Raw genomic sequence first — 11,102 nt, 5'->3', positions numbered from 1 at the left:
TCATACGGCACCTGAAAATATGTTCCGCTCCAGTGGTCATACCCGCACACAAGATATCTCGCCTTTCCGTCCGGCATATCCTCAAGAAGCACCGGCTGCTGCTCCACTTCCACCGCACTCGTGATCACGACAGATCTGCCGGAAATCTGGCGCAGTCCATCTACCATCTGCCAGATCTGCTGCGCCGTTCCAAAATAGCTTCCCGGCCAGAAACCGGTGAGGAAGGACGCTTCCGTCATATTCGGGATCATGACATCGGAGAGACTTGCAAGACGACGCATTGCATTGACCTGCTCTGCTCCCATTCCATTGTAGAGTTTTCCGCCATCTGCCATGATCGGATCAACCATAATCAGACGTCCCTTGTTCGGATTTCTCGTCTGAACGTACTGCTCAATAATCTCCACCTGCCGCTGGGATGTCACAAAACCGGTACAGATACAGTCCGGATCAAGGCCGAGCTGATCCCACACCTGAAGGGTATCCCTCATATAATCCGTCATATCCTGAATCCGAAATCTTCCATAATCCAGTGTATTGGAAATTACTGCCGTCGGAAGCTGCATCGGATAATGCCCCATGTGCGACAAAATCGGCACCATCGCAGCAAGTGCTACCTTGCCGTATCCCGGCAGATCGTTGATCAAAAGAATCTTTTTTGCATTTGTACTCATCCAAATTCCTTCCTTACCTTCAGTTTTTTCCTGCATTTCTTTTCCCGTATTCGTTTCTTTTCCCTTATTTTTCAATTTTATCTTAATTATGCTATGGTTGTGAAAAAAATCATATCACGCAGTACGTGGAAATGCAAATGATAAATAAAAAAACTGACTGACCGAATTACAGAATCATAATTCCTTTTCCTCACGAATTTTTTCAAAAAGCCCTGTACATCCCGCTACAATATCTCGATACGTTGCATCAAAATCTCCCGTATACCACGGGTCCGCCACTTCCCGGTCACTTCCCGCAAACTCCAGCATCTTGAAAATCTTGTGATCCGGATCTTTTCCCACAATCCGCATCATATTCCGGATGTTCCACTGGTCCATTCCAATCAGATAATTATATTTTCTATAATCTTCTTTTTTCATCTGGGTGGCATGGTGATCCACCATTGGAATCCCCATCTCATTCATCTTCGCCCTCGTCCCCCGGTGCACCGGATTTCCAATCTCCTCGGTACTCGTTGCCGCAGAATCAATATAAAATTTTTTCTCCAGTCCTGCCTTACAGACCATATCCTGAAAAACAAACTGCGCCATCGGCGAACGACAGATATTGCCGTGGCAGATGAAAAGTACTTTTATCATCGTTATCAATCTCCTCAATATTATCTCGTTTTATCCTAACGGTATCTCAAGTCTTTATACATCTTCTTAAGCATCTGTTTCATCGTCAAATATAAACACTTCTTCCACCGTTTTCCCAAAAACTCTGGCAATATCGATAGCCAGTTTCAAAGATGGATTATATTTTCCGTTTTCCAATTTTCCGATGGTTTCTCTTCGAACTCCCACCAATTCCGCCAATTCCGCCTGTTGTAAATTCATTTCTTTTCTAAATTCATGAATTCTTGTTTTGAACTTTGGCATATAGGTTACTCTCTTTCCAGCCTTTTAAAATGAAATCCGGTCATTAAATATTTAAATCCAAGTATGAGCAGCACAAACGCAACAGGACTCATTGCAAAATACTCTCCCCACTGAATTTCTATCGAAAAAAAGTTTTTCAAAACCTCCTGGAGAAAACCTGCTGTCAGGATCACTGCACCAGCTATATTAAAATCTATAAGGACCAAATGGGAAGCCTTATTCAGGTTTTCCATCGCCATTTCGTCAAACCGTTCTTCTTCACAATTTCTACCCTGCATGATAGAAAATACATCATATGCGAGAAAAACCATTCCGAAATAAACGATCAGCATCGAATGTTTATAAATTCCTTTATAAGAAAAAAAGAATCCGGCAATCAAACAGACGATTCCCCATATGGTCTCTCTGTGTATTTGTTGACCAACAGATACGAATTTTCTTTTCCTATTCATCCAAGCATCCTCCTTATGTGATATATTTATCTCATATGAGTGAATAATATCACTTTCAGATGAGGCTGTCAACAAAAAGTGATATATTTATCACATCATTGATTCACTTCCATTTTTCTTCTTCCACGGCTGATCCTCGTCCGCCGCCTTAAAATTGTATACCGGCTTGAGAACATCAAGAACCTCCACAGATTCTCCGATCACATCCATGATATCCTCAAGCGACTTGTAAACCATTGGTGCCTCATCGATCGTGCTTTCATTTACGGATGTCGTGTAGATTCCCTTCATCGCTTCCCGGTATTCCTCCATTGTCACAGTCTGTTTCGCCATCATTCTTGACATCACCCTCCCAGCTCCATGAGGTGCAGAATCGTTCCACTCTGGATTGCCTTTTCCCACGGCAATAATCGATCCATCACGCATATTAATCGGAATCAGCACCTTCTCTCCCTTATGCGCAGCGATCGCTCCTTTTCGAAGAATCATTTCCGTTGTATCGATATAATTGTGAATCGTATGGAAAGATTCCAGTGCGCACATTCCGGTTCTCTCCAATAAAATCTCTGCCATTTTTTCCCTGCTTCTCCTTGCAAATCTCTGGCAGATTTCCACATCATGAATATAATCTTCCAAAAAAGATCCATACAGCCAGCAAAGATCCTCCGGGACATCCGGATTCTTTGCGGTATATTCTTTTTCAAGTGCTTTCAACGCAGCCTGTATTTCGCTTCGTCTCCCCTCTTCTTTGTAAGTTCTGATGATCTCATCCCGTCTAGCAAAATACTCTTCTTTTCCCGCATGAAGATCAATCGCCAGCCGTTGATAGAACTCCGCCACCTGTTTTCCCAGATTCCGGCTTCCGGAATGAATCACCAGATAATACATTCCATCCGCTGCCCGATCGATCTCAATAAAATGATTCCCTCCACCTAAAGTTCCTAAAGAGCGCTCGAGTCTTCTCGTATCCCGCAGAGAGCGATAACAGCGAAGATCTGTCAGATCAAACTTCTCTTTTCTTCCATCCCACACGCTCATTCCCGATGGAATGTAATGGCAGGCCTCATCGATTTTTTCAAAATCAAGCGACTTGTCCGCCAGCTTAACCGTGTACATGCCGCAGCCGATATCAACGCCGACAATATTCGGACAGACCTTGTCTAAAACTGTCATCGTCGTGCCTATCGTGCATCCTTTTCCCGCATGCACATCGGGCATAATCCGGATCCGGCTTCCTTCTGTCAACTCATAATCACACATCCTTTTAATCTGCTCGATCGCATTTTCATCAATGATTTTCGCATAACAGATTGCAGTATTGATTTTCCCTTTGATCTCTAACATCGTATCTTTATCCTCCTCTTTCTTTTCTTATATTCTCATGGATCCTATAATTATTTTTTATCCTACGATTATTTTATAAAATCTCACTGCTCTTATCATGGAAAAAAAGATGCGAATTAAAAAAACTCCCCGGCCACTTAATGACCGAGGAGTTTCTATTTTTTAGATTTTCATTTAACTTTGACTACAAACATTTTGCTTTGACTGCAAGCGTTTTTCGATAATACCTGTAAAACAGGGTTCCTGTCGTGCAGACTGCTACAAAATCCGCAATCGGCTCCGCTAAGAACACTCCAATTGTCGGATTTGAGACCAGCTTTGGCAAGATGAATATCAGGGGAATGAGTAAAATAATTTTTCGCCATATTGTCAGGAAAATTGCTGTCTTTGCCTGATCAAGCGCCACAAAACTGTACTGGCATGCAACCTGTACTCCATAAATGCAAAGCAGACACAGATAGGTGCGAAGCGGTGTCACAGAATACTCTCTGAGTGCGGCATTTCCCGTAAAGATTCCGATAATACTCTCCGGAAAAATCATGCACACTCCCCAGATCACACAGCTTCCCACAACACACGAAACCAAAAGATATTGAAATGTTTTTCTGACCCGGTCAATAAGCCCGGCTCCGAGATTATAGCTCAAGATCGGCTACGCGCCCTGTACCAGACCCGGCAGCAAAAGCATGACAAACTGCATGACAGAATTTAAGATGCTCATCGACGCAACCGCCAGATCTCCCCCATAGCGCTGAAGCACCGTATTAAAACTAATTGCAACCATATTTTCTGTAATCTGCATCAGTGCCGGAGACATCCCAAGCATGATACATGGCATTAACAACTTCCAGTCCATTCGTATGTACAAGATTCTCAGTTTTATCATGCTTTTTTCCGACTGTAAAAATCTCACAATGAAAATACATGATACCGCTTGTGCGATAACCGTCGCAATCGCCGCACCTCTGATTCCAAGACCGCACCCATAGATCAGAATAGGATCAAGCATCACATTTATCAAAGCTCCGATGGTCACGTTCATCATGCTTATCTTCGTAAATCCCTGCGTCGTAATAAAGGTATTCAGTCCCAGTGACAGCTGAATGAAAACGGTTCCCAGACAGTAGATCCGCATATAATCTACCGCATACCCGATCATGTTTTCACTGGCTCCAAACATCAGCAGAATCCGCTCTCCCCAGATCAGCATTCCCGCAGTCAGCAACGCTGATATGACAAGCAAAAGCGCCATGCAGCTTCCCATAATGCGTTCTGCCAGCTCTCTCTCATTTTTGCCGAGCGCAATAGCGATTTTAGGCGCACCTCCCATGCTTACAAGTGCGGCAAACGCCGATAAAAACAGGATAACCGGTGTCGTTACTCCCAGTCCCGCAAGAGCCTGTGCGCCCCCACTCTCCATATGTCCGATAAACATCTTGTCTACCAGATTATATAAAATGTTTATTAATTGAGACAAAACTGCCGGAACTGCCATTTTTACAAACAATGCTTTCACCGGCATTGTCTCAAGGATGTTTGAACTCCCATTTTCATTTTTCATAATATCATCTCTCATCGCCTCTCTGAACATTTCCGTTTCCTTCCAGTCAAGTTGTTTTCTTCGAGCCAATGCCCGCAGAGTGTATCACTCGGAAGGAAATATCCTCCCTGAATTATAATAAAAGATCAGAGCAGCTGAAAAGTACTATGAAATTTATTAGCCGTTTTCCAATTCACCAGTTTTCCAATTCACCGGTTTTAATTCACCGGTTCTCCAATTTATCGCTTTCCCATTCATTTACCAGATTTTCATCGCCGACTGCATCAGAAGACTCACGATCGTAATGCCGCACCAGCAGGATGCTCCCATGAGAATCGGTTTGCCGCCCGTCTTTACAAGCTGGATCACGTTGCTCTTTAACCCAATCGCAGCCATCGCCATGACAATCATAAATTTTGACAACTCTTTTACCGGATGGAACACGCCCGCCTCAACGCCCATATTCATGCAGACCGTCGTGATGACCGCTGCAAGGATAAAATAAAGGATAAACACCGGGAAAACTTTCTTTAAGCTGAACTTTGCCGCCTGCTTTCCTTCTTTTGCACTCGCTTTTGCGCGAATCATGGACAAGCCAAGGGTAATCGGGATGATGGCGAGTGTTCTTGTAAGCTTTACCGTCACTGCCTCATTCAGGGTTTCACTTCCGAGGTTCCACATGCTGTCCCAGGTCGATGCGGCGGCCGTCACCGATGAGGTGTCATTGATTGCTGTTCCCGCAAAAATGCCAAACGCATGCCCGTTCACCGTGTCAAATCCGATTGCCTTTCCAAGCATCGGAAAGAAAATTGCCGCAAGGACGTTGAAAAAGAAAATTACTGCGATCGACTGGGCGATTTCGTCATCGTCCGCATCGATGACGGGAGAGGTCGCCGCAATCGCCGAACCTCCACAGATGGAGGATCCCACTCCTACAAGGATGGCAGTATTTGCAGGTACCTTGAGAAATTTTTGCAGGATTCTCGCGATGATGAGTGAGATCGTGATTGTACAGATTATGATTGGGAGAGACTGTTTCCCCGTCTGAAAAATCACTCCGAGATTCATCCCAAATCCCAGCAAAACGACTGCTGTCTGAAGAATCACATTCGACGTCCATTTAATTCCAGATTCCGCTCTCCCCTTGTTGTTCCAAACCAGGGTAACCATCATTCCTGTCACAATGGAGATCACCGCTCCTCCCACAACAGGAAATACTTTTCCAAGCAACCAGGATGGGATGGCGATCGCAAGGCAAGCCAGAATGCCACTCCCGTTTTTCTTCACAAAATTCATTTGATCACAACCTCGCTTTCCTCTTTTTTGTTTATGTACGAGATTGTATCACTTGACGTCAATAACGTAAAATTATATAATTCTATTAAACAATAAATATTTGTTATTAACAAAAGAAAATCAAATTGATTGAGGGGGGAATTAAATTCTATGCTTGATTTCAGAACAGAGACTTTTCTCACGGTCTGTCAGACGATGAATTTTACGGCTGCCGCAAGACAGTTAAACATCACGCAGCCTGCTGTATCCCAGCACATTCATTTTTTGGAAGAACAATATCACACTTCGCTTTTTCTCTACCGGAACAAACAGCTTTCTCTCACCCGCTCCGGCAAAATCCTGTACAAACATCTGCTGACGATGAAAAATGACGAAAAAGCGATTATGGAAGAGCTAAAAAGCACTTACTCCGGAATCGAAACGCTCTCGATCGGTGTCACCATGACAATTGGAGAGTATGCCATTATCGACAAACTCGCCAATTTTCTGATCCATCACCCGGAAATAAATATCCACCTCCACTATGGCAATACTTCTGAGCTTTTAAATCTGCTCGAAAGTGGCCAGATCTGTATGGCTGTCGTGGAAGGAAATTATCCGAAAGAAGATTATTCCCACCAAAAATACAGCACAGAGGACTATATCGCCGTCTGTGCTGCATCGCATCACTTTCTAAAAGATCATCCGCACACCGTAAAAGATCTCGTGGAGGAGCGCCTCCTCGTGCGCGAGAAAGATTCCGGAACAAGAAATATCCTTGAACAAAGCCTGACTGCCCGTGGCCTGCGTATTTCTGATTTCATTCACTATACGGAAGTGGAAAACATGCATACCATCATCGGTCTGTTGAAAAAAGACTGCGGAATCTCTTTTTTATATAAAATTGCTGTCGAGAATGAATTGCATTCCGGTATCTTAAAGGAAATCCCCCTGGATGATTTCAAAATGCAGCATGATTTTGACATTATCTGGGAGAAAAACAGCATCTACACCGATAAGTATCTCTCCATCTGCGAGGAATTTATTTGATCAGCCTGCTCACAAGCCTTTTTTGCTCCATAAGTCTCTGTTTGATCAGACCAATAAAGTGCCCCGGCGCCGTAACCCGTATCATCGGTCCAAATGACAGAATGCGGATGACAAGTTCCGTCTCATCTTCCTTGTCATAGTGGATCGTAACCGAGTACCGGTTATCCGCTATCCGCTCCGCCGTCTTCTCAAAATGGGCGAAATGAAGAAGCACCCGCTCCAACGCATTTCTCTCATTTTTCAGTTCAAAGACGACGGTGCGCGGCCTCGCCAAATTGCGCTTTCCCGGTCTTTTCACAGATGACGGTTCATACGCTTCACACTTTTCACACTTGATGATGCGTCCTAAATTGATCGTGCTCCCAAACCGGTCTCCGGCTCCGATCAATCTGAACTTGTCATCTTTTTCCGAATACTCCAGATATTCGGGAAACACCACTTCGCTGACCACCTTCCCTTTCCGGTTCAAAAGTTCTATCCTCAATGGGTATTTTCCCTTTATCGCATTGAGAATCTGCCGGAAATTCGCTCGGTATGTTTCATCGGTGTAAGGATCACCGTCGGCATACTTGTCAAACACCAGATAATCCGTCGGCAGAAACAGCGGTTCCACATCCATGTTATCAAGCTTATTCTGCTCATCCGCCCCAAAGTCTCCAAAAAGCTGGATTCTCGGATCGCAGTAGATTGCCTTGAGCCACCGCTTCTGCAAATCAGTAAGCGGCATCGACGGTTTCTTTGTGATCGGAGTTCTTCCATCTTCTCTCAGTAAATACCATCTGTTTTCTTGCATCATGGCATCCATGATCGCCCAGACACTCTCAGAAAACGCATATTTTTTTATGAGATCTTTCATCTCCCCATCCGACACCGGGTGATCCACCGCTTCGGTCAGAATTGCAGCAACCGCATTGTAATATGCTCCATAAAGCTCGCTAAAAATCATTTCCGTATTCCCCTCAAGTATCCTCTTTCAGGCAGTCTGCTTCTGTGTGATCTGTCTCTATGCAGTCTGTCTCCGGGGCATCCTCCCCGATTCCATACAGCGCATACATCTCCTGAAGATCTCTTTGAAACTGCGCTTCCAGTTCCCTGTTTGAAAAATGGATCTCTGTGATCCGGCAGATAAAGGTCCTGATCCACGGAATCACCTCACTGGCATCAAATACATCCGCCAAAAATCTGCTGGTGTGATCATCGAGATGTTCCACCACCCCGCACCGTTTTTCCCGCTCCAGCCGATTCCGAATGTATTTTTCATCCTCCGAATAGCGAACCGTGAATTCCACATGCTCCATTCTCGCACCCGTTCTTCCCTGTGTACTGACTCCCCAGATATGAGGAAGCATCTGATGAAATGTGCTCTGAAGAGTTTCAAATTGCGCACTCTCCTCATTTAATTTGACGGAAATGATATTGTCTGTCCGAAACGCCGTGATTCTCTTCACTCTCGGCAGGTACACCATGAGATACTGTCGTCCGCTCTGGGCACTGATCATGACTTTGATCGGAATCACCTTGTTCTCGGCGACTCTGTCTCTGTGCCGGTTGATGGTTTTGAGTGTCACGCTTCGCTTTTCTCTCATCGCAAAGAAGATGGAACAGAGAATCTCGCTGTCCATCGTGCCGGTTATGTAATGATGTTTAAAAGCAAAATGGCTGTCGCCCGCTTCCATCTTACCCACCATATTTTTATCTAACAGATACGACCCGATCACGCCGCAGGGAAGCACCTCCGAAAAATAGTCGAGAATCTCTCTGCCGGGTAAGGGCGTCTGTTCCGCTCTCCGATAATACAGCACCCTCCCCCTTTTCTCTGAAATCAGAATTTCCAGAGAGACATATTCATTGAGTTTCTTCCTCACCGTCGACTCGTCAAAGATTCTCGGGTCCGGGAATTGAGCCAGGTATGCATCGATTTTCTCCATGATCTCGCCAACACTCATGCAGACACCCGGATCCGACAAGAGATCCAGAATCAAAAAGTGCAGCGTGATATCTCCATCGGTAAAACTCTTCGTCTTCCACGCCTGAAACAGGGGATTGTGTCTTGTCAGACGGCTGTCGATGGAGAGAAATACCTGTTTTCCATCCGGAGTCTGGCGAAACCGCATATAATCCCCAAGCCAGCTTTCTAAGCGACGGCGCTCATCATCGTAGGAGCGGGCACTCTTTCCAGTGAATTCCTCCCGGCTCTTGAATCCGTAAATATAAAATTCTCTCATGTAATCACGGATACGCCCAAAATTTTTCACGAGTTCCTGATACGACACAACTCTCACCGCCCTCTCCCGTTATTCCTCGTCCATTATTCTTTATCTATTGTTTTTTATTTATTGTTCTTTGTCTGTTGTTCTTTGTCAGCCATTGTCCTCTGTCAGCTTTTTTCGCTCATATTTTATTCCGGGTTTGATTTTGTTCTGGACTTGATTTCTTTCTGGATCCACTCAAAGACATCCTCAAACACGATCTCCCTGTCTGTTTCATTTGTCAGCTCATGGCGGTCCTCCTCATACAGCTTGACTTTGACATCTTTGATTCCGCACTTCTTATACTGGTCTGCAACTCTCAAAACTCCTTTTCCATAATTTCCAACCGGGTCTTCCTTTCCGGATATCAAAAAGATCGGCAGCTTCTTCGGAATTCTCTCATAATTTTTTCTTTTCTGAATAAATTTCAGCACACCAAACAGAGTCTGATAGCCATTCACCGTGAATGAGAATGTGCAGTACTTATCCTTGCTGTAAGCTTCGACATTTTTTTCATTTCTCGAAATCCAGTCATGCTCCGTCTTCGCATCCGGAATTCTCCTGTTGTAACTGCCAAATGCCATCTTTTTCAAACTGGAGGGACGGTAGTATTCTCCCGCAAACGCCCTCACGACCCACGCAAGCCCCCTTCCCGCATCAAGGATGGCGCCCGGAATATACCCGGTTCCGCTTAAGATTGCGCCGCTCACCTCATCCCCGTATGTCATCAGGTATCTTCTCGCCATGAAAGATCCCATGCTGTGCCCGAACAAAAAATAAGGCAGCTCTTTCCCATACGTCTTCTTTGCAAATTTCGTGACCTCATGCAGATCATCCACAACCGTCCTGCTCTTTTCTGCCCCAAAGTATCCAAGCTCCGGATCAGAGGCAGCCGTCTTTCCATGCCCTAAGTGATCGTTTCCAATGACCAAAAAATTTCTCCGACTCAAAAATTCTGCAAACTCATCATAGCGTTCTATATATTCAACCATCCCATGAGAAATCTGGACAATCGCCCTGATCTCTCCTTCCGGTTTCCACACGACGACATGCAGCTGATTTTTGCCATTTGTAGATGTTATTGAGTTTATGATCGTTTTCATTTTTCCACCTCGTTCTTATGACATTAATCATACCATAAAAATAGCTCTGTATCGATGAGTGGAGCAAAATGAAAACAAAAAAGTTTCAAATTTCCCCTCTCAAAACCGATACAGAGCCTATTATCATTTCTCTGCAAATTTCTATCAAAACCGCAGAGTAGTACCACGCCTGACTAACCGGATCAGACGTGGGTGAATGCGTAATGATCTTAAAATATTTTAAATCATTCATTTTTTTGATTATTGATATATTCTTTTACCGCAGTACTCGTTCGGTCACTGACAGTCCCAATAAAATAACTTAAACTCCAAAAATATGGTTTCCAATAGTAAGGTTTTAGTTCTTCTGCAAATTGCTTCCTGATATTTCGAGATGATGCAGATTTAAATGCATTTACAAATTCTGCAAGATTTAAATTTGGCTTTGCATCAAACAAAATATGAATGTGATCCGGCATACATTCAAAAGCCTGAATTGGAAGATCACGATCCTT

General features: G+C 44.3%; 13 protein-coding genes. 1 reads left to right on the top strand and 12 read right to left on the bottom strand.

Annotated features, from left to right (window positions below):
* The 8 genes from ACR0QE_RS11660 to ACR0QE_RS11625 all read right to left on the bottom strand — a co-directional run.
* Nucleotides 1-674, bottom strand: a 674-nt coding sequence (locus tag ACR0QE_RS11660; RefSeq protein ID WP_432628519.1) for a bifunctional hydroxymethylpyrimidine kinase/phosphomethylpyrimidine kinase, incomplete at its 3' end; no start/stop codon positions are given.
* A 174-nt stretch (nucleotides 675-848) separates the two neighbouring features.
* Nucleotides 849-1,313 carry a low molecular weight protein-tyrosine-phosphatase gene (locus tag ACR0QE_RS11655; RefSeq protein ID WP_432628518.1) on the bottom strand — a complete coding sequence of 155 codons (465 nt, stop codon included), beginning with the start codon at nucleotides 1,311-1,313 and terminating at the stop codon, nucleotides 849-851.
* A gap of 66 nt (nucleotides 1,314-1,379) precedes the next feature.
* Complete coding sequence (locus ACR0QE_RS11650) at nucleotides 1,380-1,595, bottom strand: helix-turn-helix transcriptional regulator (RefSeq protein WP_432628517.1); 216 nt, start codon at nucleotides 1,593-1,595, stop codon at nucleotides 1,380-1,382.
* Between the two features lie 5 nt (nucleotides 1,596-1,600).
* Nucleotides 1,601-2,047: a hypothetical protein gene (locus ACR0QE_RS11645; protein ID WP_432628516.1), complete on the bottom strand. Its 447-nt coding sequence runs from the start codon at nucleotides 2,045-2,047 to the stop codon at nucleotides 1,601-1,603.
* A gap of 90 nt (nucleotides 2,048-2,137) precedes the next feature.
* Nucleotides 2,138-3,391, bottom strand: a complete 1,254-nt coding sequence (locus ACR0QE_RS11640) for an RtcB family protein (protein WP_432628515.1) — start codon at nucleotides 3,389-3,391, stop codon at nucleotides 2,138-2,140.
* Between the two features lie 184 nt (nucleotides 3,392-3,575).
* Nucleotides 3,576-4,037 (bottom strand): MATE family efflux transporter, encoded by a 462-nt coding sequence (locus ACR0QE_RS11635; protein WP_432628514.1) that lies wholly within the window; start codon nucleotides 4,035-4,037, stop codon nucleotides 3,576-3,578.
* 6 nt (nucleotides 4,038-4,043) lie between these two features.
* Nucleotides 4,044-4,952, bottom strand: coding sequence for an MATE family efflux transporter (locus ACR0QE_RS11630; protein WP_432628513.1), 909 nt, complete (start codon nucleotides 4,950-4,952; stop codon nucleotides 4,044-4,046).
* A gap of 237 nt (nucleotides 4,953-5,189) precedes the next feature.
* The gene (locus ACR0QE_RS11625) at nucleotides 5,190-6,227 is read right to left on the bottom strand and encodes a YeiH family protein (RefSeq protein WP_432628512.1); all 1,038 of its coding nucleotides are present in this window, start codon (nucleotides 6,225-6,227) and stop codon (nucleotides 5,190-5,192) included.
* 150 nt (nucleotides 6,228-6,377) lie between these two features.
* Here ACR0QE_RS11625 and ACR0QE_RS11620 point away from each other — a divergent pair, with 150 nt between their 5' ends.
* Nucleotides 6,378-7,256, top strand: a complete 879-nt coding sequence (locus ACR0QE_RS11620; protein WP_432628511.1) for a LysR family transcriptional regulator — start codon at nucleotides 6,378-6,380, stop codon at nucleotides 7,254-7,256.
* Here the strand turns inward: ACR0QE_RS11620 and ACR0QE_RS11615 are convergent.
* The 4 genes from ACR0QE_RS11615 to tnpA all read right to left on the bottom strand — a co-directional run.
* On the bottom strand, nucleotides 7,249-8,202 hold the full coding sequence (locus ACR0QE_RS11615; RefSeq protein ID WP_432628510.1) for a WYL domain-containing protein: 954 nt from the start codon (nucleotides 8,200-8,202) through the stop codon (nucleotides 7,249-7,251). The genes ACR0QE_RS11620 and ACR0QE_RS11615 overlap by 8 nt on opposite strands.
* A gap of 13 nt (nucleotides 8,203-8,215) precedes the next feature.
* Nucleotides 8,216-9,538 carry a WYL domain-containing protein gene (locus ACR0QE_RS11610; RefSeq protein ID WP_432628509.1) on the bottom strand — a complete coding sequence of 441 codons (1,323 nt, stop codon included), beginning with the start codon at nucleotides 9,536-9,538 and terminating at the stop codon, nucleotides 8,216-8,218.
* A gap of 116 nt (nucleotides 9,539-9,654) precedes the next feature.
* Nucleotides 9,655-10,608: an alpha/beta fold hydrolase gene (locus tag ACR0QE_RS11605; protein ID WP_432628508.1), complete on the bottom strand. Its 954-nt coding sequence runs from the start codon at nucleotides 10,606-10,608 to the stop codon at nucleotides 9,655-9,657.
* Nucleotides 10,609-10,832: 224 nt separating this feature from the next.
* Nucleotides 10,833-11,102 (bottom strand): IS200/IS605 family transposase (gene tnpA, locus ACR0QE_RS11600; RefSeq protein ID WP_432628507.1); only part of this gene is annotated, 270 nt, incomplete at its 5' end.

It is taken from the genome of Brotaphodocola sp., assembly GCF_050873065.1.
In the GTDB taxonomy this organism is placed as follows: domain Bacteria; phylum Bacillota; class Clostridia; order Lachnospirales; family Lachnospiraceae; genus Brotaphodocola.
Note: the sequence above shows the minus strand (reverse complement) of the source record. Positions and strands in the feature narration are given on the sequence as shown.

Coding starts and splice junctions, on each gene's coding strand:
- ACR0QE_RS11640 (WP_432628515.1), bottom strand. CDS start 3,391: ATGTTAGAGATCAAAGGGAAAATCAATACTGCAATCTGTTATGCGAAA.
- ACR0QE_RS11655 (WP_432628518.1), bottom strand. CDS start 1,313: ATGATAAAAGTACTTTTCATCTGCCACGGCAATATCTGTCGTTCGCCG.
- ACR0QE_RS11650 (WP_432628517.1), bottom strand. CDS start 1,595: ATGCCAAAGTTCAAAACAAGAATTCATGAATTTAGAAAAGAAATGAAT.
- ACR0QE_RS11605 (WP_432628508.1), bottom strand. CDS start 10,608: ATGAAAACGATCATAAACTCAATAACATCTACAAATGGCAAAAATCAG.
- ACR0QE_RS11625 (WP_432628512.1), bottom strand. CDS start 6,227: ATGAATTTTGTGAAGAAAAACGGGAGTGGCATTCTGGCTTGCCTTGCG.
- ACR0QE_RS11645 (WP_432628516.1), bottom strand. CDS start 2,047: ATGAATAGGAAAAGAAAATTCGTATCTGTTGGTCAACAAATACACAGA.
- ACR0QE_RS11620 (WP_432628511.1), top strand. CDS start 6,378: ATGCTTGATTTCAGAACAGAGACTTTTCTCACGGTCTGTCAGACGATG.
- ACR0QE_RS11615 (WP_432628510.1), bottom strand. CDS start 8,202: ATGATTTTTAGCGAGCTTTATGGAGCATATTACAATGCGGTTGCTGCA.
- ACR0QE_RS11630 (WP_432628513.1), bottom strand. CDS start 4,952: ATGAAAAATGAAAATGGGAGTTCAAACATCCTTGAGACAATGCCGGTG.